Raw genomic sequence first — 20,741 nt, 5'->3', positions numbered from 1 at the left:
AATTGTCCAATGTTGGGCGTGACGTCCGATCGCTACGTGAGGCCTCGTTCAGAGATCCGCGCTTCGACGAGGTTAATCGTGCGTTACTGGAAAACGTTGGCTTTGCTACCGCTAGGGTTTGCGCTCGGCGGCTGCAATCTGGTGGTGCTCGCGCCGTCAGGTGATGTCGCGGCCCAGCAGCGCGATCTCGTGATCATCGCCACCGTGCTGATGCTGCTGATCGTGGTGCCGGTGATGGTGGCCACCGCCATGATCGCATGGCGCTACCGCCAGTCCAACCAGGCGGCGACCTACACGCCCGATTGGGACCACTCGACTCAGCTCGAGCTCCTGATCTGGGCCGCCCCGCTGCTGATCATCATCTGCCTTGGCGCCGTGACGTGGATGGGCACGCATCTGCTCGATCCCTACCGCACGCTCGGGCGCATCTCGGCCGATCGCGCGGTCACGCCGCAGGACAAGCCGCTCGAGGTCAACGTCGTCGCGCTCGATTGGAAGTGGCTGTTCATCTATCCCGAATACGGCGTCGCCAGCCTCAACGAGCTTGCTGCTCCCGTGAATCGGCCGCTCGATTTCCGGATCACCTCGTCCTCGGTGATGAACTCGTTCTATATTCCGGCACTCGCCGGCCAGATCTACGCGATGCCGGGCATGCAGAGCCGGCTGCACGCGGTCATCAACAAGCCCGGCGTCTATCGCGGCTTCTCGGCGAACTACAGCGGCGCAGGCTTCTCCGGCATGCGCTTCGCCTTCCATGGCCTGTCGGATGCGGAGTTTTCGAGCTGGGTCGAGAAGGCCAAGGCCAGCGGCAATCAGCTCGGCAAGCCGGAATACCTGACCTTGGAGCGCCCGAGCGCCAACGAGCCGGTGCGGTACTACGCGTCCGTCGATAGCGACCTGTTCCGCGCCATTCTCAACATGTGCGTCGAGACCGGCAAGATGTGCATGAGTGAGATGATGGCGATCGACGCTCGGGGCGGCATGGGCATGGCTGGTATCAGCAACACGCTGCCGCTCGCCTATGACAAGTTCGCCGGCCGCGGCGCCGTGTTCGGCGCCGAGCCCAGCTTCGTGGCCGGCGGCGTTTGCCTGCCAGGCGACCAGGTCACGCGCATGGCCGAGGACTCCTCGCCGACCGTCCTGGCGCCGCTCGACTGGACTCCGTTGCAGGGACGCGGGTTGGACCGGCCCGGCCTGATGCGGCCGTCCAAGGCGTCGTTCATCCCGTTGCCGACCTCCAAGTCGAATTCCTGACGTTCGGATTCGTGAGGATCATACCATGTTCGACACTGCCAATCTCACCAAGCTCATCTTCGGCCGGCTGACCCTGGAGTCGCTGCCCCTGCATGAGCCGATCATCGTCGGCACCTTCGCGATGGTCGCTCTCGGCGGCCTCGCGCTGTTCGGCGCACTGACCTATTTCCGTCTCTGGGGCTATCTCTGGAAGGAGTGGTTCACCACCGTCGACCACAAGCGCATCGGCATCATGTACATGGTGCTCGGCATCGTCATGCTGCTGCGCGGCTTCGCCGACGCTTTGATGATGCGGCTGCAGCAGGCGATCGCGTTCAACGGCTCCGAGGGCTATCTCAATTCGCACCATTACGATCAGGTGTTCACGGCGCATGGCGTGATCATGATCTTCTTCGTGGCGATGCCGCTGGTCACCGGCTTGATGAACTATGTCGTGCCGCTGCAGATCGGCGCCCGCGACGTGTCGTTTCCGTTTCTCAACAATTTCAGCTTCTGGATGACCACGTCAGGCGCCGTGCTGGTGATGTGCTCGCTGTTCGTCGGCGAGTTCGCCCGCACCGGCTGGCTGGCCTATCCGCCGCTGTCGAACCTGTCCTATAGTCCTGACGTCGGCGTCGACTATTACATCTGGGCGCTGCAGGTCGCGGGCGTGGGCACCTTGCTGTCGGGCGTCAACCTGATCTGCACCATCGTCAAGATGCGGGCGCCCGGCATGACCATGATGAAGATGCCTGTCTTCACCTGGACCTCGCTGTGCACCAACGTGCTGATCGTCGCCTCCTTTCCGGTGCTAACGGCGGTGCTGGCGCTGCTGTCGCTCGACCGCTACGTCGGCACCAACTTCTTCACCAATGATTTCGGTGGCGATCCGATGATGTATGTCAACCTCATCTGGATCTGGGGCCATCCGGAGGTCTACATCCTCATCCTGCCGGCGTTCGGCATCTTCTCCGAGGTCACCTCGACGTTCTCGGGCAAGCGGCTGTTCGGCTACACCTCGATGGTCTACGCCACCGTCGTCATCACCATCCTCTCTTATCTGGTCTGGCTGCACCACTTCTTCACCATGGGCTCCGGCGCCAGCGTGAACTCGTTCTTCGGCATCACCACGATGATCATCTCGATCCCGACGGGCGCGAAGATGTTCAACTGGCTGTTCACGATGTATCGCGGCCGCATCCGCTTCGAGCTGCCGATGATGTGGACGGTCGCCTTCATGCTGACCTTCGTGATCGGCGGCATGACCGGCGTTCTGCTCGCGGTGCCGCCGGCCGACTTCGTGCTGCACAACAGCCTGTTCCTGGTCGCGCACTTCCACAACGTCATCATCGGCGGCGTGCTGTTCGGCCTGTTCGCCGGCATCGCCTACTGGTTCCCGAAGGCGTTCGGCTTCAAGCTCGATCCGTTCTGGGGCAAGATGTCGTTCTGGTTCTGGACCGTCGGTTTCTACTTCGCCTTCATGCCGCTCTACGTGCTCGGCCTGATGGGTGTGACCCGTCGCCTGCGCACCTTCGATGATCCGAGCCTGCAGATCTGGTTCATCATCGCCGGCATCGGCGCTTTCATGATCCTGTTGGGCATCGCGAGCTTCCTGATCCAGATCGCCGTCAGCGTGCTGCGTCGGGAGCAGCTCGTCGACACCACGGGCGATCCCTGGGATGCGCGCACCCTTGAATGGGCGACGTCGTCGCCACCGCCGGCCTACAATTTCGCTTTCACGCCCGTCATTCACGACAATGACGCGTGGTGGGACATGAAGCGTCGCTTCTATGCCCGTCCGTTGACAGGTTTCAAGGCGATCCACATGCCGAGCAACACCGGCACCGGCGTGATCCTGGCGGGGCTCAGCACCACCATGGCGTTCGGCTTGATCTGGTACATGTGGTGGATGGCGGCCGGCAGTTTCGTCGCGCTGCTGGCGGTCGCGATCGGCCACACCTTCAACTATCACCGCAGCTTCCACATTCCGGCCGATGAGGTCGTGAGCGTCGAGCGCGCCCGCACCGAGCTGCTCGCGGCAGGAGCCAAGTCATGACGATCGCAGCAGGCACCATGAAGGCCGGCGAGCCGGTCTTCTACGTCGTCGACGAGCACGATCATCCGGAAGGCAGCAGCACGATGCTCGGCTTCTGGATCTATCTGATGAGCGACTGTCTCATCTTCGCGATCCTGTTCGCCGTCTATGGCGTGCTCGGCGCCAAATATGCCGCCGGTCCGGCGCCGAAGGATCTGTTCGACCTGTCGCTGGTCGCGGTGAACACCTCGTTCCTGCTGCTGTCGTCGCTCACCTACGGCTTCGCGATGCTGTCGATGCAGCAGAACCGGCTCGGCGCGATGCAGGGATGGCTGGTGATCACCGGCCTGTTCGGACTCGCCTTTCTCGGCATCGAGCTGACCGAGTTCGCGCACATGATCCACGAGGGCGCGACGCCGCAGCGCAGCGCGTTCCTGTCGTCGTTCTTCACGCTTGTGGGAACTCACGGCCTGCACGTGACGTTCGGTCTGGTCTGGCTGGTCACGCTGATGGTGCAGGTCAAGCGCTTCGGCCTGATCGAGGCCAATCGCCGCCGGCTGGTCTGCCTCAGCCTGTTCTGGCACTTCCTCGACGTGATCTGGATCGGGGTCTTCACCTTCGTCTATCTGATGGGGATGCTGCGATGAGCTCGGAAGTCCACGCCCACGCGGATGCGCACCACGCGGCCGATGATCATGCCGGCACGCGGCAGGGGCAGCTGATCGGCTTCGGCCTCTCGGTCGTCCTGACCGCGATCCCGTTCCTGCTGGTCATGAACGGCTCGCTCGACAAGCAGGTCACGGCGCTGATCATCATGGCGTTCGCGGCCGTGCAGGTCGTCGTCCACATGATCTTCTTCCTGCACATGAACACCAAGGCCGAGGGCGGCTGGAGCATGATGGCGTTGATCTTCACCATCATCATGGTGGTGATCGCGCTTTCCGGTTCGCTCTGGGTTATGCATCATCTGACCACCAACATGATGCCGGTGCACGAGATGGGTTCGACGCCGTGATGCCATCTCCTGCCGATGGGGCAGGGGGACGTGAGGCGCCGGCTGCATGGCGGCCGGCGACGCTGGTGATCGGCGCGGCGTGGGTCGCGTGCGTCGCGATCCTGCTGGCGCTCGGCGTCTGGCAGGTCGAGCGCCGCGCCTGGAAGCTCGATCTGATCGACCGGGTCGACCGTCGTATCCACGCTGAGCCGGTGGCGGTCCCGGATCGTGCTAGGTGGCTGGCGATCAATCGCAGCGACGACGAATACAAGCGGGTGACTCTGAGTGGCCGCTTCCTCAACGACCGTGAGACGCTGGTCCAGGCGGTGACAGTCGAGGGGCCGGGCTATTGGGTCGTGACGCCGCTGCAGACGGCGGACGGCCTCGTGCTGGTGAACCGCGGCTTCGTGCCGCCCGAACGCCGCGAGCCGGCGAGCCGCAGCGAGGGGAACCCGGATGGTCCGGTCATCGTGACCGGATTGCTGCGCATCTCCGAGCCCGGCGGCGGCTTCCTGCGGCACAACGATCCCCAGGCCAATCGCTGGTATTCACGTGACGTCTCGGCGATTGCAGCCGCACGCGGCCTGTCCGAGGTCGCACCCTTCTTCGTCGATGCCGACGCAACGCCCAACCCGGGCGGCTATCCGGTCGGTGGCCTGACCGTGATCGCGTTTCCGAACAACCATCTGGTTTACGCGCTGACGTGGTTTACATTGGCGCTGATGCTGGCAGGCGCCGGCGTGCAGCGGCTCCGCCGCGCGCGCCACGACGCCGGCGCAGCGGTGGTGCAGGACGCGGAATGGGATCATCGGCAGCAGAGCATGCGTGGACACGAGGCCTCGCCATCATGAGCGGACGCGGCTTGCCGACATCGGCGCCGGCCTCGGACGCCGCGGCATGAACGAGGCCCCGAACCTGCCGATCGGCGCCGTCGCGGCGATCGCCACGCCCGAGATCCACGCGCCCGTCCCGACCAAGGACGCGACCAACCGCAAGAACATGGTGCTGCTGATCCAGCTGCGCTGGATCGCCGTGGTCGGGCAGATCGTCACCATCGCCTTCGTCACCTATTGGTTCGGCATCGCGCTGCCGGTGTTGCCGATGGCCGCGATCATCTGCGCGCTGGTGGTGCTCAATGTCGCGAGCCATATCTGGCTGCGCAGGCGCGACGACGTCGGCAACCGCCATCTGCTGATCGCGCTGATGCTCGACGTCGTGGCGCTGACGTCGGAGCTCTATCTCACCGGCGGCGCGTCGAACCCGTTCACCTGTCTCTATCTGCTTCAGGTCACGCTCGGTGCCGTGCTGCTCGATGCGCGCTCGTCCTGGTCGCTGGTCGCGCTCACCGTGCTGAGCTTCATCTGGCTCACCATCGAATACCGGCCGCTGGATTTGCCGCAGCATCACGTCAGCGACGCCTTCACCCTGCACATCACCGGCATGTTCGTCGGCTTCGTGCTCGATGCCGTGCTGCTCGTCGTGTTCGTCACCCGCATCAACCGGAATCTGCGCGAGCGCGACGCCAAACTGGCTGATCTGCGCCAGCATGCCGCCGAGCAGGACCACATCATTCGCATGGGCCTCTTGGCCTCGGGCGCCGCGCACGAGCTCGGGACGCCGCTCGCCTCGATCTCCGTCATCCTCAACGACTGGCGGCGCATGACGGCCATCTCGGCCGACCCGGCGCTGGCGGAAGATTTCACCGAGATGGAAGCGGCGGTGCAGCGCTGCAAGTCGATCGTCACCGACATTCTGGTCTCCGCGGGGCAGGCGCGCGGCGAGGGCTCGGCGCCGACGACCTTGAAGACGTTCCTGACGGCGCTGGTCGCCGAATGGACCGCGGCCCGCTCGGCCCGCAACCTGATGGTCCGCAACGAGTTCGGCTCCGATCCCACGATCGTCTCCGACGTCGCTTTGAAACAGGCCATCGTCAACGTGCTCGACAACGCCTTCGAGGTGTCGCGCGAATGGGTCGAGTTCGTCGTCGAACGTGACGGCGACATGCTGCTGCTCAGCGTCAGCGACCGTGGCCCCGGCTTCGATCCCGCGATGCTGGCGCAGCTCGGGCGTCCCTATCAGTCGAGCAAGGGCCGTCCGGGCCGCGGCCTCGGCCTGTTCCTGGTGGTCAATGTGATCCGCAAGCTCGGCGGCGGCGTTTCGGCCTGGAACCACCGGGGGCGCGGAGCGACCGTGCGGCTGTCACTGCCGCTGTCGATGCTTGCGATTGGAGAGCCCAGTGGAGATTGAACGTTCTCTCCTGATTGTCGAGGACGACGACGGCTTTGCGCGCACCCTGAAGCGCTCGTTCGAACGGCGCGGCTACGAGCCCGTCATCGCAGCCTCGCTCGAACAGGTTGACGAGATCCTGAAGGACAAGACCTTCGGCTACGCCGTCGTCGACCTCAAGCTCGGCGGCGCCTCGGGCCTCGTCTGCGTCGAGAAGCTGCACGCGCATGATCCGGAGATGCTGATCGTCGTCCTCACCGGCTTCGCCAGCATCGCCACCGCGGTCGAGGCGATCAAGCTCGGCGCGTGCCACTATCTGGCCAAGCCTTCCAACACCGACGACATCGAGGAAGCCTTCCGCAAGGCCCAGGGCAATGCGCAAGTCGCGCTCGCTGAACGCGCCACCTCGATCAAGACGCTGGAATGGGAGCGCATCCACCAGACCCTGATCGACACCGACTTCAACATCTCCGAAGCCGCGCGGCGGCTCGGCATGCATCGCCGCACGCTCGCGCGCAAGCTCGAGAAGCGGCCGGTGAAGTAACGAACAACGCCGCCGCAACTGAATGCGGCGGCGTGTCTCGATCAAGTCCAGAGATCAGCGGCAGACGCGGCGGGGGCCCCACGGCGTCGGGCGCACCCAGCAGCGCGGGCCGTAGCCGTAGCCGCCGCCATAGCCGTAATAGGCGCGCGGAGCGGGACGGCAGCGGCCCCAGCGATCCGGGAACCAGCCCGGACCGCAGCCGCCGGCGACGCGCTCCACATTGCTGTCCGGAGCAGCCGGCTGGGACGGCAGCGTGAAGGCCTGCGCGGCTGACGCGCCCAGCGTGACGGTCGCGGCGAGCAGGGCGGAGGTGAACAGATTGCGCATGTGAGTTGCGGTCCTCTCGTTGGTTTCTAACAGTGCAGTCCTTAGACGTCGTCGGACACGATTTGGTTTCGCAATTTTTGAGGAGTCGCGAAACCTCTCCATCATACCATAATGCCTGGTGCGGTGCCGATCCTGCACTGCAGCTCTGCTGATCATGCGTTGCATCGCTGCAGGTCGTTGCGGCCGTGCCTGGTGACAGCAGAGTGCCGGAAGGAACATGAACGGCGGCTGAGTTCTCCGGCATCGCAACCGTCCGCGGCATCATTTGCCGCCCTGTTGCGCCTTTGCGTCCTTGATCGCGGTCCTGCAGCCGTCGGAGAGCTTGTCGAACTTCTCGATCATGCACTGCTTGATGCGGCCGCCGCCCGGCATGATTCCCGCGCACAGCGTGCGCACCTCGTCCCCGCAGGCCTTGCGCACGGCGGCCGTGTCCTGGGCCTGCGCGGCGGCAATCGGTCCGACCACGATCGAGCCGGATATGAACAGCAACGGGAGCAGCTTGCGCATCAATCATCATCCTTCGCGTGTGCGCGGCCATGGGCCGGGCGTCATGAAGCGAGGACTTGTGGTCGCCGAACTTTGCCGGGCTGTGTCATGCCGCGCTGCGATTCGTAACGAATTGTATCACGCGCTGCCCTGCAGCTTCTGCAGCGCGAGATCGACACTGTGGAACACGTGGTCGCGCGGTAGCACGTCGTAAAGGCCGAAGCGCTCGAACGCCGCCTGCGCCCGCAGCGATTCCAGCCGCGCGACGGCAAACACGATGCCGTCCTCGTTGCACTGCCGGATCACCTCGCGCAGCGCCTGCGCGGCGGTAAAGTCGATCTCGATGATCGCGCTGGCCTCGAACACCACGAGCCGCGGCCGGCGTCGCTGCAGCAAATGCTGCAGATCGGCGCGGAAGGTCGCGGCGTTGAGGAAGCTCAGCGGCGCCTGGAAGCCGACCACGGCGATGTCGGACAGCTTCTCGCCAGGGATGTGCGGATGGGCCGGCCACCAGATCGTGGTGTCCGGCACGCGCTCGAAGCTGATGAGATGCGCCCGCGTCGTGCTCCAGATGCCGTGCAGCAGCGACAGCGAAATGCCGAGCGCGACACCCTGCTCGATCGGCAGCACGACGATGGCGGCGGCGGTGGCGACGATCAGGAGGAACTCACCCTTGGAGGCGTGGTAGACCTGAACGATCTGCGTGACGCGGATGATGCGCAGCGCGACGAACAGCAGCACGCCGCCGAGCGCCGCTTCCGGCACATGCGCCAATAGCTGCGCGCCGAACAGCACGAGCAGCAACACGATGATCGCGGCCAGCAGGCCTGCGACCTGCGAGCGGCCGCCGGTCTCGACCACGATCCCGGTGCGCGGCGGACTCGCATTCACCGGAAAGGTACCGAACAGCCCGGCCAGCAGGCTGCCGGCACCGGCGCCGAGAAAGTCGCGGTCGATGTCGGCCGGACGATCCGGCTCGGACGGAAACGAGCGTGTCGTGGCCGCGGTCTGCATCATCACCACGACGGCGATCAGGAACGCCAGCGGCACCAGCTTCACCCATTGCTCCGGACCGATCAGCGGGACGGACGGCATCGGCACGGCACCGGAGACGGCGCCGATGACCGGCACGCCGTGCGCATCGAGATGCGCCGCGATCACGAACAGCGTCGCCGCGACCAGCGCGATCAGCGCGCCGGGAATGCGGGCGCTGATCCGCTCGCAGACCGTGACGGTGGCGAGCACGCCGAAGCCGATCACCAGCGTGTAGATGTTGGTGTTGCCGAGTTCGCCGGTGATAGTCGCGATCCGCGCCACGGTCGGTCCGCCCGGCGAGGGCAGGCCGAGCACGCTGGGGAGTTGCGAGACGATGATGTGCACGGAGATGCCGGCGAGGAAGCCGACCGTGACCGGCACCGACAGGAGGTTGGCGATGCCGCCGAGCCGGAAGCCGCCGGCCAGCACCAGCATGATTCCGACCAGCAGCGCCAGCGCTGCGGCGATGCTGCCATATTCCGGCGTGCCGCTGGCCGCGAGCAGCGCCAGCCCGCCGGCGAAGATCGGCGTGATCGTGGAATCGGCGCCGCAGGACAGGAAGCGGTTGGCGCCGAACAGCGCGAAGCCGAGCGAGCCTGCCATGAAGGCGAAGAACCCGGTCTCCGGCGTGAAGCCGCCGAGCTTGGCGGTCGCCATCTGCTCGGGGATCGCGATCGCGGCGAGCGTCAGCCCCGCCGCGAGATCGGCGGGCAGGGCGCTGAGCCGCCAGCCCCGCAGCGAGCGCAGCATCGGCCAATGATGATTGCCGTCGTGAGATTGCTCAGTCATGTCGATCTCTCCGAGCATTGCGCTCGTTGTGTGGTCATGCGAGGCCGCGATCCCAGGGCGGCTGCGGCGCGAAGGCCGCGGCGAGGTAGTCGATGAAGGCGCGCACCTTGGCGGAGGGCGAGCGGTCCGGCAGGTAGACGGCGTGCACGGCCAGCAGATCCGACGGCGGCACGTCGAGCACCACCGGCACCAGCCGCCCGGCGCGCAACTCATCGCCGACGATGAAGGTCGGCTGGTAGATCACGCCTTGCCCGGCGAGCGCAGCGGCCAGCAGCGCATCGCCATTGTTGGCGCGCAGATTGCCGCTCACGGTCACATCGACGGCGGCCTTGCCGCCCAAGCGCCAGCGGGAAGGACCGGCAGCGGCCAGCGTATAGCCCAGGCAATTGTGCTCGGCGAGATCGGCTGTGGTGCGGGGAGTGCCGCGCGCGGCGAGATAGGACGGCGCGGCGCAGATCATCATCCGGCACGGCGCCAGTCGCCGCGCTACCAGCGTCGAATCCTTCAGCGTGCCGATCCGGATCGCGAGATCCCAGCCTTCCTCGATCAGGTCGACCAGCCGGTCGTTGAGGCCGAGCTCGACGCTGACGCCGGGATAGAGCGCGGCGAAGCCGGCGAGCAGCGGCGCGATCTGGCGGGTGCCGAAGGCGAGCGGGACGTTGAGCCGGAGCAGCCCGCGCGGCTCGACGCGATCGGCGGCGATCGCGCTTTCGGCGGCCTCGAAATCGCCGAGCACGCGCTCGGCGAGATCGAGATAGCGCCGCCCAGCCTCGGTGATGGTCAGCCGCCGCGTGGTACGATGGAACAGCTTCGTCCCCAGCCGCGTCTCCAGCGCCGCGAGATGCTTGGTCACCATGGTCGGCGACATCCCGAGCACGCGCGCCGCCCCGGACAGGCTGCCGGAGCTTGCGACCTTGGACAGAACTTCAAGACCGGTCAGGCGGTCGAGCAAGGATTCGATCTCGCTCTCGGAGTGTGAACTGAATTTCCCTTGTATCGGATTATCGACTGAGGGGGAATGATCCATATCCGAGGGGTCCCCACGGAGGTTTTGATGATCGATTCCCGCACTGCGCCCTATGCTGCGCTCCTGCTCCGCCTCACCCTCGGCGGCCTCTTCCTGGTCCATGCCGGCCTGAAACTGTTCGTGTTCACCCCTGCCGGCACGGCCAAATTCTTCGGCAGCATCGGCCTACCGCCCGAACTCGCTTACGTCACGATCACCGCCGAGATTCTCGCCGGCATCGCCCTCATCCTCGGCGTTTACACCCGCTGGGTCGCGCTTGCGGCGGTGCCGATCCTGCTCGGCGCCATCTTCACGGTGCACGGCTCGGCCGGCTTCTTCTTCAACAACCCGAAGGGCGGCTGGGAGTATCCGGCATTCTGGGCGGTCACCCTGGTCATCCAGGCCCTGCTCGGCGACGGCGCCTACGCCCTCGGCGCTCTCCGCGGCAATCTCGCCGGCGGCCAGCTGCGCAGCGCGCACTGACGCTCAGCCAGGTCTGCTGGCGTCTCCACACCTTCGGTGTCATCCCGGCGAAGGCCGGGATCCAGAGCCACCGGCGGGACTGAGTTGAGCACGCTGGTCGACGCCCAACCTGCCTCAAACCCCGATCATGCGGTATGGGTCCCTGCGTTCGCAGGGACGACAGCGGAGTGAGTGGCGGGCGCCACGGTTGGACATCGATCGCGACGTTGCCACACCCTCCGCCGTCATCCCCGCGAACGCGGGGATCCATAGCCACCGGCGGGACTGAGTTGAGCAAGCTGGTCGATGTCCAGCCTGCCTCAAACCACGATCACGCGGTATGGGTCCCTGCGTTCGCAGGGACGACAGCGGAGTGGGTGGCGGGCGCCACGGTTGGACATTGATCGCGACGCCGCCACACACTCCGCCGTCATCCCCGCGAACGCCGGGATCCATAACCACCGGCGGGACTAAGTTGGGCAAGCTGGTCGACGCCCAGCCTGCCTCAAATCGCGATCACGCGGTATGGGTCCCGGCTCAAGGCCGGGACGACCGTTGTGGTCGCCGCGCGACCTGAGATACCAATCGAACGAGGAGCCATGCCATGACCATGCCCAGCATCTTCCTGTCGCACGGCTCGCCGATGCTGCCGCTGACGGCGTCGGCGGCGCGTGACTTCCTCACCGGCCTCGGCCACAGCCTGCCGCGACCGAAGGCCATCCTCGTGATCTCGGCGCATTGGGAGACCGACATCCCCGCCGTCAACGTGGTCGCGCAGAACGAGACGATCTACGATTTCTACGGCTTCCCACCCGAGCTCTATCAGTTGCGCTATCCCGCGCCGGGCGCGCCCGATCTCGCCCGCGCCGTCGCGGAGCGCCTGCAGGCCGCCGGTCTCCCCGTCGGCGTCGACCGCGAGCGCGGTCTCGATCACGGCGCCTGGGTGCCGCTGCTGCTGATGTACCCGCAGGCCGACATTCCCGTCATGCAGCTGTCGGTCCAGACCGAGCAGGGCCCGGCGCATCATCTCGCGCTCGGCCGCGCGCTGGCGCCGCTCCGCGATGAGGGCGTGCTGATCATCGGCAGTGGCAGCTTCACTCACAATCTCGGCGAGTTTCGCAAGCGCCGGCTCGACATCGACGATCCCGCGCCGTCCTGGGTCGTCGACTTCGCCGACTGGGTGCACGAGGCCGCGATCGAAGGCCGCGTCGACGATCTCGTCGACTACCGCCGCCTCGCGCCGCATGCGCGCGAGAACCATCCGACCGACGAGCACTTCCTGCCGCTGTTCGCAGCCTTGGGCGCTGCCGGCGAGGGCGCCCGTGTGGAGCGCCTGCACAACAGCGCGAACTACGGTGTGCTGCGCATGGACGTGTATGCGTTCCACGCGGAACGCCAGGATGATGTCGCTGCGTGAAAACGCGAACACGATGGCTCGGCCGGCTGAGGCGCTGATCGCGCTCGCCGGCTAATCAGCTGCGGGGCGGGGCAGCCAAACGAAGCGCTTCCGTTTGCTGTTCCATTTCAGATTGGCGAAATCATCGCAATCCATGCAGGACCAGACACTGATCGTCTTATCCTCCCCAAGCGACAATGCGCTGAACTGGTGCTCCGTTCGCATGGCTTCGAGCAGACGAATCCTTGGTTTGCCGCTGGTGGGGAGGTCCAGGATCATGACGAAGCTGCCCTTGGTGCCCTTGCACTCCTCGTAGACGCCGACGAGCGCGACTTGCCGCGTGGTGGACCCGTCGAAATTGCCCTCGAGTGCAAAGGACCGATTGCTCGCCTCCATGGCATCTGCGCCGCCTTGGAAGAGATATTCTTTCGGGATGAGGTCCTTGCGAAACTCGGTTGCCTTGCACCAGCCCTTTCGGATCTGATCCACCGGCATTCCGCGAACCTCTGTCGTGAACGGATGAAAATCGGCGAGCACCCACCAGGCGGTGCTTCGGGTGTCCCCCTTGATCGTCATGAAGGTCTGTTCGGCGTGGGCGACAACCGCGCTCGATAGCAAAACGCAGCACAGTGCTGCGATCAGTCGTTGCCATCCACGGATCAGCTGACCACGGATCAACTGACGAAAATCAGGCCGATCATGCATCATCACTGTCTTCTGTGTATCTGCCGGTCGAAGTTGCGCCAGCGTATGGGGCGCTCGTGTCTAGCGTCAAGGTGGCCTGATCCTCCAGCACGTCACTCTCGTTGAAACCGGTTGCTGTCCGCGACGTCGAAGCACGGCGGTCGATGGCAGTGGCGCCTTGTTTGCCCGTCGGGTTACTTTGTCGCAGCCGTTTTCCCTTGCGTCGTCGGGCAAATCACCACGATCTTTCAGCACATCCCGCCTCACTCTGAAGGGGCGTTGCGCGCGATCGTCACGACACGCGAGGCGGGGAGCGGTGGCCGCGAGAGCTCGCAGCATGTCGTCGATGTGCGGACGAACGATGCTCTGGCGGACGTGAAGTTGCAGGGTTCTGATACCTCGACGCTGGTATCACCGCGCAGCGCGTGAAACGCGTTGCCGCGCATGGCGGCCAACAAGCCCGAGCGCCAGGAAGCCTGCATATAAGCGTTAAGACCATCGCGCAGGGAGGGCCGGGCGTTTCTCGGCCACACCTGTGGTACCTGCCGCCTGCATTTGTTTGAGCAGGCGGGCCACGGGCGCGGCCAGCGCCCGGCCTTCCCTGCGCCCTTCTGCTTTCGAGGGCGATCACTAGCAGAGCTCGGACGCCGCAGGCGCCGCGGGGAGCGTGCAGCCATGACCCACGATGCGCGCCACACATTCGCTGTCGTCCCGGCCTTGAGCCGGGACCCATAACCACAGGATGGTGTTTGGGGCACGCGCGATAACCAGTGTTTTCTCACCGTGAGATCACAAGGTATGGGTCCCGGCGCGGAGGCCGGGACGACACCGAGGATGAGGATGGTGCGCCGCACGCATGACCTCGGAGGTAACTGACATCAACCTCGCGAGCAGCAGAAAATCCTTGACCCCTCCGCAGGCAAATGATGCGAAGGATGCACAGGGAGTGAAAACAACACCAATGCGCCTGCCGTTGTATTATGGCTGGGTCATCGTCGCCGTGACCTTCGTGACGATGGCGATCGGCGTCAATGCGCGCACCGCGTTCTCGCTGTTCTATCCGCCCATCCTCGCGGAGTTCGGCTGGGACCGCGGCGTCACCGCTGGCGCCTTCTCGTTCGGCTTCGTTGCGTCGGGCATCGTCAGTCCGCTGATCGGACGGCTGATGGACCGCACCGGCCCGCGTGCGGTGATGGAACTCGGCGTCGCGCTGATGGCCGGCGGCCTGCTGCTGGCGCCGCTGACCACGCAGCCCTGGCATCTCTATCTCACCATCGGCGTGATGGTCGGCGCCGGCAGCGTCTGCCTCGGCTATTCCGGACAATCGCTGTTCCTGCCGAACTGGTTCATCCGCCGCCGCGGGCTCGCGATCGGCATCGCCTTCGCCGGTGTCGGCATCGGCTCGATGACCCTGCTGCCCTGGGTGCAGCACATGATCGCGCAGACCAATTGGCGCACCGCCTGCACCGCGATGGGCATCGTCGTGCTGGTCGTGCTCGCGCCGATCAATCTGCTGCTGCGCAAGAAGCCGGAGGAGATGGGTCTCCGCCCGGACGGCGACGCGGCACCGCTCGCCAATGCCGCAAAGCCGATCTCCAACATCGTCGATACCGCCTGGGCCGGCATCGACTGGACGCTCTCGCGCGCGCTGAGAACCACGCGGTTCTGGTGGCTCGCGCTCGGCTACTTCTTCGGCCTCTATGTCTGGTACGCCGTCCAGGTGCATCAGACGAAATACCTGCTCGAGATCGGCTTCAGCTCGAACGTCGCGGTGTGGGCGCTCGGCGCCGTCAGCCTGCTCGGCATTCCCGGCCAGATCGCGCTCGGCCATCTCTCCGATCGTCTCGGACGCGAGGCCGTGTGGGGGCTTGGCTGTCTCGGTTTCGCGATCTGCTTCGCCGCGCTGATCGCGCTGAAGGCCTCGCCCTCGCTCGCACTGATCTACGTGATGGTCGCAACCCAGGGCGCGCTCGGCTACGGCCTGACCTCGGTGATGGGCGCGGTCGCGCTCGAGATCTTCCAGGGCGCGCATTTCGGCAGCATCTTCGGCACGCTGATGCTGATCGGGTTGTGCGGCGGTGCCGCGGGTCCCTGGGTCACCGGTGTGCTCTATGATCTCACCAACAGCTACACGCCTGGCTTTGCGATCGCCTTCGTGGGCGCCTTCGTCTCGGCGGCCGCGATCTGGATCGCGGCGCCGCGCCGGGTGCGGGTGGTGGCCGGACAGTTACATAGGTTGAAGACCACGGCGGAAGTTGCGGCATGATGTGTGAGCCTGCGGGCTTGCCATGACGCTGCGGCCGTGAACCAATCGGCAAACTCTGGGAGAGGGACCACATGAACGAGCATGTCCAGGCTGCCAAGGCCGCGCCGCTGTTCAATCCGCTGTCGCCGGAGTTCATCCGCGATCCCTATCCGTTCTATCAGCAGCTCCGCGACAATGATCCGGTGCATGTCACGCCGTTCGGTTCGTTCCTCGCCAGCCGGCACGCGGAGTCCAGCCTCGTGCTGCGCGACAAGCGGTTCGGCAAGGATTTCGTCGCCCGTTCGATCCGCCGCTACGGCCCGGAGATCATGAACGAGCCGATCTTCCGCAGCATGAGCCATTGGATGCTGCAGCAGGATCCGCCGGATCACACGCGCTTGCGCGGTCTCGTGGTGAAGGCCTTCACGGCGCGGCGCGTCGAGGACATGCGGCCGCGCATCCAGGCGATCGTCGATTCCACGCTCGACGAGATCATCCCGAACGGCAAAATGGACCTGATCGAGGACTTCGCCTTCAAGCTGCCGGTCACGGTGATCTGCGACATGCTGGGAATCCCCGAGGAGCATCGCGAGGCGTTCTACAAGAGCTCGCGCGAGGGCGGGCGGCTGCTCGAGCCGGTGCCGCTGTCGAAGGCCGAGATCGCCGAGGGCAATGCCGGCAATGCGGTGTCCAGGGCGTATTTCCAGCACCTGTTCGAACTCCGCCGGAAAAATCCCGGCGACGATTTGACGACGCAGCTGCTGCAGGCGGAGGAGGACGGCGCCAAGCTCTCCCATGAGGAGCTCACCGCCAACATCATCCTGCTGTTCGGCGCCGGGCATGAGACCACGGTCAATCTGATCGGCAACGGCCTGCTGGCGCTGTATCGTCATCCCGAGCAGCTGGCGCTGTTGAAAGCGCGTCCCGAGCTGATCACCAACGCGATCGAGGAGTTCCTGCGCTACGATTCCTCGGTGCAGCTCACCGGGCGCGTGGCGCTGGAGGACATCGAGGATCTCGGCGGCCGTCGCATCCCGGCGGGCGAGACCGTGCTGTGCCTGCTCGGCTCGGCCAACCGCGACCCCGCGGTCTATCCGGACCATCCGGAGCAACTCGACATCACCAGGCCCAATGTAAAGCCGCTGTCGTTCGGCGGCGGCATCCACCATTGTCTGGGGGCGCAACTCGCCCGGATCGAGGCCGAGGTCGCGATCGGAACCCTGCTGCGGCGTCTGCCGGAGTTGAAGCTGGACGATCCGGACAACCCGGACTGGCGGCCGACCTTCGTGCTGCGCGGCCTGAAGCGGCTGCCGGCGCACTGGTAACCATCTTCGTTAACGGAGTTGTTGTGCAACGCCCCCGGAAAGCCCGACAGCGCTGTGACTTCGCCATACTTAATCCTATATGATGCAGCGCTCCGGTATCGACGTCCGTGGGGCCGCGCCCGCATGGGCTGAAGGCTTTGCGACACCGGAGCGTTGTCCTTTGAGGGAGACCCCGTGCAGACGACCCTGCTCGGCTTGGCGATTGCCTTCATCCTTGCGCTCCTTGCTGCGCTGATCGGCCCGTACTTCGTCGACTGGAACCAGTTCCGGCCGCAGTTCGAGGCCGAGGCGGGCAAGATCATCGGCGTGCCCGTGCGGGTCGCCGGTGCGCTGGACGCACGGCTGTTGCCGACGCCGACCCTGCGGCTGCGTCAGGTCACCTTCGGCGGCGCCAACCATCTCGGCAAGCTGCGCGCCGACAAGCTGGACGTCGAGTTCAGCCTCGGCGACCTCATGCGCGGCGAGTGGCGGGCGAACGAGCTCACCATCGGCGGCATGGCCGCCGATCTCGGCCTCGACGGCAAGGGGCAGGTCGATCTCCCCGCTGCCTCCGGCCGCTTCAACCTGGCCGCGCTTGCCATCGACCGCTTCAACCTGACCGGCCGCGTCGCCCTGCACGACGCCGCCAGCCGTTCGACCCTGGAGCTGACCGACATCGTGTTCTCCGGCGACGTCCGTTCGCTGGCCGGTTCGCTGCGCGGCGACGGTGCGGTGTCGATCCGCGGCGGGCGCTATCCGTTCAGGCTGTCGTCGAGCCAGGACAAGGATTCCAACGGCCTGCGTGTCCATCTCAACGTCGATCCGGGCGAACGCCCCGTGGTGGCGGACCTCGAGGGGCTGATCAGCTTTCCCAACCGCTCGCCCAAGTTCGAGGGCGCGCTGACGCTGTCATCGCCGCCGAAGGAGCCTGCCGCCGACAAGGACAAGCCGGCCAAGGATCAAACGAAGGAGCCGTCCGCCAAGGCGGCCCCGACCGCGAGCCTTGCGGCCGGCGCGACGCCGTGGCGTATCGCCACCAAGATCGTCGGCGACCAGGCCGCGGCCAAGCTCGACCAGATCGAGGTCAGCTTCGGCCAGGAGGATCGCTCGCTGAAATTCGCCGGAAATGGCGACGTCCGATTCGGCGCCACGCCGACGCTGAAGGCTGCGCTCTCCGCGCGGCAGCTCGATGCCGACAAGCTCCTGTCCGGCGGCGACGAGGTGAAGGATCGGCGCGCCATCGCGCCTGCGCTGGTGCTGCCGGCGCTGCGCAACTGGATCGCGCAGCTGCCGACGCTGCCGATGCCGGCCAACGTGCAGTTCTCGACCGAGCAGATCATGCTCTCCGGCCGGCCGGTGCAGAACTTCACCGCCGACCTGCACAACGAGCCGACGGCCTGGAGCCTCGAGAAGGTCGACCTGCGGGCGCCGGGCTCCACGCGCCTGACGTTCCGGACCATCGGAATCTCGACCTCGGTCACGGCAGGTTTCACCGGCGCGCTCGATCTCGATTCCTCCGAGCCCGACGCGCTGGTCGCCTGGCTGCAGGGGCGGACCGACAACAGCTACCGCACCCAGCGTCCGCTGCGCGTGCGTGGCGACCTCAACGTCGCGCCGGAGCGGATCGCGATCGATGGCCTGAAAGCCGACATCGACGGCGGCTCGGTCGATGGCCGCGTGGCTCTGATCAACCGGACAGCCGGCGCCGGCTCGCGCTTCGAGGCGGTGCTGAAGGGCGACCGGCTCGATCTCGATGCGGCGATGGCCGTCACGCGCTCGCTGGTCGGCGTCACCGGCGAGTGGCCGGCGGAGGCCAGCGTCGCGCTGGATGTCGGGCGCGCCAAGCTGAGTGGCCAGGAGCTGCATCCGCTCACCGCGCGCCTGTCCTACGATGCCAAGACGGTCGCCGTCGACCAGATCAGGTTCGGCCAGAGCGGCGGCGTGACGACCGAGGGGGCCGGCCGCTTCGACCGCGCTGATGCCACCGGGCGGCTGACGCTGACCTCGATGGCCGGCTCGCTCAAGGAGATCACCGCGCTGGTGCAGCCGTTCGCGCCGCAGATATCGGCGCGCTTCGATTCGCTCGCCACGCCGCCCGGCGCCTCCCGTCTCAAGCTCACGCTGGACCTCGCCCGGGATCCCGGCAGTGCCGATCGCAGCCAGGCCAAGGCGGTCCTCGATCTCGACGCGCCGCAATTGAAGGGATCCGCGACGCTGACTGCCAAGCCATCGGCCGCGGCGCTGCGCAGCTTCGAGGTCGATGCGATCGACCGCACCGAGCTCGGCGTTGAGAGCCGCATCTCGGCCGAGCAGGGCAATGTGGTGCTGGCGCTGCTCGGGCTCGATCGGATCGCGGCCGTCGGCAACGGCCCGGCTGAATTCCAGTCGAGCGTGACCGGCGGCTGGCGCACGCCGCTGCGGGTGACCGCCAAACTGTCCGGCGTGGGCCTCGACGGCGACGCGCAGGGCACGGTCGAACCGTGGGGCGATGCCACCAAGGCGAACGTCAATCTGCGGCTGCGCAATGCCAATCTGGCGCCGCTGTTGGGCGTGAAGCCGCAGGACACTGCGGCGCAGAATATCCGCCTGTTCGGCAAGCTCGGATTGTCGGGCGGCCGCCTCACGCTGGAGGATATCGACAGCACGGTCGGCGGCTCGCGGCTGCGCGGCCGGCTCGCGGTCAATCTCGACGACGACAAGCAGGTCGATGGCGAGGTTGGACTCGACGCGCTCGACGTGCCGCAAGTGTTCGCCGTGCTCGTCGGCGCGGCCGGCCGCGAGCAGGCCGAGCCGTTGGGCGCCGGCCTCGTGAAGGGCTGGCGCGGCCGCGTCGCATTCCAGGCTCTCAGCGGCGCCGTCTGGAACGGCACCGACCTGCGGCCGCTCGCCGGTGCCATCAAGAGCGACGGCCAGTCGGTGACCATCGAGAGTCTCAAGGGCAAGCTCGGTGGCGGCGACGTCATCGCCACCGTCGAGGCGCGGCCGAATCCGAACGGCCTGGTGCTGAACGGGCGCGTCGAGTTCGCCGGCATCGACGGCAATGCGCTGCGCTATCGCAATCTGAAGATGCCTGCGGGCAAGATCTCGGCGCAGATGACGCTCGCCGCCGAAGGCCGCAGCGTGCAGGGCCTGGTCAATGCGCTCTCCGGCAACGGCACCGTGACGCTCGATAATGCCTCGATCGCCAATCTCAATCCGCGCACGTTCGATGCCGCCTTGCGCGCCGCCGATGCGGGGCAGGTGACGGATGACGCCAAGCTGCGGCAGGTGGTCGAGCCGGCGCTGGCGTCGGGCACGTTGTCGGTCGCATCCGCTCAGATCCCGTTCATCATCCGCGACGGCCGCGTCCGTGTCGGCGCCACCACGTTGGAGGCGCAGGGCGCGCGCGCCATCGTCTCGGGCGGCTTCGACATTCCGGCCGACCAGGCGGACATCCGCGCCAGCCTGAGTTCGAACACCGTCGGCAATGCGAATAGCCGGCCGGAGGTGCAGCTGTTCGTGATGGGCACCCCCGATGCGCTGACGCGCGTGGTCGACGTGACCTCGCTGTCGTCCTGGCTGGCGGTCCGCGCGATCGATCGCGAAACGCGCCGCCTCGACGCGATCGCGCGTGGCGAGGTGCCGCCGGCCTATCCGTCGTCGACGGCGTCGCTGCCGGGCTCGGAGGCGGCGCCGGCGACGCCCAATGCTGCCGAGGTGCCGATGCCGGGACGTGACCCGCGGCGCGATCCGCGCGCCAAGATTGGCGGCCCGCGCCCGGCCGTGCCGCCGCTCGCGACGCCGCAATCTGCTCCCGCCGCGCCGCCGGCAGCGGCTCCGCAGGCGTCGACCGTGCCGCCCGTCGCGGCGAGCCAATCTCAGCTCGCGCCGCTCCCGCCACCGGTCGAGATCAGGCCCGCGCCGGGCGTGCTGCCGCCGCGGCCGCGGCCCGTTCCGCGTCCCCCGGTCGTGCTGACGCCGCCGGGCAGTCCGTGA

At 66.5% G+C, this 20,741-nt stretch carries 17 protein-coding genes; 12 read left to right on the top strand and 5 right to left on the bottom strand.

What is annotated here, in order from left to right:
• The first annotated feature begins 78 nt into the window (after positions 1 to 78).
• The 7 genes from cyoA to NLR35_RS12850 are packed head-to-tail and all read left to right on the top strand — an operon-like array spanning position 79 to position 7,032.
• Positions 79 to 1,254: a ubiquinol oxidase subunit II gene (cyoA, locus tag NLR35_RS12880; protein ID WP_257166906.1), complete on the top strand. Its 1,176-nt coding sequence runs from the start codon at positions 79 to 81 to the stop codon at positions 1,252 to 1,254.
• Positions 1,255 to 1,279: 25 nt separating this feature from the next.
• Positions 1,280 to 3,289, top strand: a complete 2,010-nt coding sequence (gene cyoB, locus NLR35_RS12875) for a cytochrome o ubiquinol oxidase subunit I (protein ID WP_257166905.1) — start codon at positions 1,280 to 1,282, stop codon at positions 3,287 to 3,289.
• The gene (gene cyoC / locus NLR35_RS12870; protein WP_257166904.1) at positions 3,286 to 3,915 is read left to right on the top strand and encodes a cytochrome o ubiquinol oxidase subunit III; all 630 of its coding nucleotides are present in this window, start codon (positions 3,286 to 3,288) and stop codon (positions 3,913 to 3,915) included. Before cyoB ends, cyoC begins: the two co-directional genes overlap by 4 nt.
• Complete coding sequence (cyoD, locus tag NLR35_RS12865) at positions 3,912 to 4,283, top strand: cytochrome o ubiquinol oxidase subunit IV (protein ID WP_257166903.1); 372 nt, start codon at positions 3,912 to 3,914, stop codon at positions 4,281 to 4,283. The genes cyoC and cyoD overlap by 4 nt, the downstream gene beginning before the upstream one ends.
• Positions 4,283 to 5,113 (top strand): SURF1 family protein, encoded by an 831-nt coding sequence (locus NLR35_RS12860; protein ID WP_257166902.1) that lies wholly within the window; start codon positions 4,283 to 4,285, stop codon positions 5,111 to 5,113. Before cyoD ends, NLR35_RS12860 begins: the two co-directional genes overlap by 1 nt.
• 46 nt (positions 5,114 to 5,159) lie before the next feature.
• The gene (locus tag NLR35_RS12855) at positions 5,160 to 6,509 is read left to right on the top strand and encodes an ATP-binding protein (RefSeq protein ID WP_257167160.1); all 1,350 of its coding nucleotides are present in this window, start codon (positions 5,160 to 5,162) and stop codon (positions 6,507 to 6,509) included.
• Positions 6,499 to 7,032, top strand: coding sequence for a response regulator transcription factor (locus NLR35_RS12850; protein ID WP_257166901.1), 534 nt, complete (start codon positions 6,499 to 6,501; stop codon positions 7,030 to 7,032). The genes NLR35_RS12855 and NLR35_RS12850 overlap by 11 nt, the downstream gene beginning before the upstream one ends.
• A gap of 54 nt (positions 7,033 to 7,086) precedes the next feature.
• On the opposite strand, the gene NLR35_RS12845 is transcribed toward NLR35_RS12850, so the two are convergent.
• The 4 genes from NLR35_RS12845 to NLR35_RS12830 all read right to left on the bottom strand — a co-directional run bounded on the left by NLR35_RS12845 (position 7,087) and on the right by NLR35_RS12830 (position 10,621).
• On the bottom strand, positions 7,087 to 7,359 hold the full coding sequence (locus NLR35_RS12845; RefSeq protein WP_257166900.1) for a GCG_CRPN prefix-to-repeats domain-containing protein: 273 nt from the start codon (positions 7,357 to 7,359) through the stop codon (positions 7,087 to 7,089).
• A gap of 261 nt (positions 7,360 to 7,620) precedes the next feature.
• Complete coding sequence (locus tag NLR35_RS12840; RefSeq protein WP_257166899.1) at positions 7,621 to 7,866, bottom strand: hypothetical protein; 246 nt, start codon at positions 7,864 to 7,866, stop codon at positions 7,621 to 7,623.
• A 117-nt stretch (positions 7,867 to 7,983) separates the two neighbouring features.
• On the bottom strand, positions 7,984 to 9,669 hold the full coding sequence (locus tag NLR35_RS12835; protein ID WP_257166898.1) for a SulP family inorganic anion transporter: 1,686 nt from the start codon (positions 9,667 to 9,669) through the stop codon (positions 7,984 to 7,986).
• Positions 9,670 to 9,703: 34 nt separating this feature from the next.
• Complete coding sequence (locus NLR35_RS12830; protein ID WP_257166897.1) at positions 9,704 to 10,621, bottom strand: LysR family transcriptional regulator; 918 nt, start codon at positions 10,619 to 10,621, stop codon at positions 9,704 to 9,706.
• A 102-nt stretch (positions 10,622 to 10,723) separates the two neighbouring features.
• On the opposite strand from NLR35_RS12830, the gene NLR35_RS12825 reads away from it, so the two are divergent.
• The gene (locus tag NLR35_RS12825; protein ID WP_257166896.1) at positions 10,724 to 11,158 is read left to right on the top strand and encodes a DoxX family protein; all 435 of its coding nucleotides are present in this window, start codon (positions 10,724 to 10,726) and stop codon (positions 11,156 to 11,158) included.
• A gap of 583 nt (positions 11,159 to 11,741) precedes the next feature.
• Positions 11,742 to 12,554, top strand: coding sequence for a class III extradiol ring-cleavage dioxygenase (locus NLR35_RS12820; protein WP_257166895.1), 813 nt, complete (start codon positions 11,742 to 11,744; stop codon positions 12,552 to 12,554).
• A gap of 51 nt (positions 12,555 to 12,605) precedes the next feature.
• Here the strand turns inward: NLR35_RS12820 and NLR35_RS12815 are convergent, their stop codons facing one another.
• Entirely contained in the window at positions 12,606 to 13,241 is a 636-nt protein-coding gene (locus tag NLR35_RS12815; RefSeq protein WP_257166894.1) for a hypothetical protein, read from the bottom strand.
• A 937-nt stretch (positions 13,242 to 14,178) separates the two neighbouring features.
• On the opposite strand from NLR35_RS12815, the gene NLR35_RS12810 reads away from it, so the two are divergent.
• The 3 genes from NLR35_RS12810 to NLR35_RS12800 all read left to right on the top strand — a co-directional run bounded on the left by NLR35_RS12810 (position 14,179) and on the right by NLR35_RS12800 (position 20,741).
• Positions 14,179 to 15,483, top strand: a complete 1,305-nt coding sequence (locus NLR35_RS12810; protein ID WP_257167159.1) for an MFS transporter — start codon at positions 14,179 to 14,181, stop codon at positions 15,481 to 15,483.
• 71 nt (positions 15,484 to 15,554) lie between these two features.
• Positions 15,555 to 16,787 carry a cytochrome P450 gene (locus tag NLR35_RS12805; protein ID WP_257166893.1) on the top strand — a complete coding sequence of 411 codons (1,233 nt, stop codon included), beginning with the start codon at positions 15,555 to 15,557 and terminating at the stop codon, positions 16,785 to 16,787.
• 174 nt (positions 16,788 to 16,961) lie between these two features.
• Complete coding sequence (locus tag NLR35_RS12800) at positions 16,962 to 20,741, top strand: AsmA-like C-terminal region-containing protein (RefSeq protein WP_257166892.1); 3,780 nt, start codon at positions 16,962 to 16,964, stop codon at positions 20,739 to 20,741.

Origin of the sequence: Bradyrhizobium sp. SRS-191, assembly GCF_024586915.1 — a bacterium.
In the GTDB taxonomy this organism is placed as follows: Bacteria; Pseudomonadota; Alphaproteobacteria; order Rhizobiales; family Xanthobacteraceae; genus Bradyrhizobium.
The sequence above is the reverse complement of the archived record's forward strand: the minus strand, read 5'-3'. Positions and strand labels throughout refer to the sequence as shown.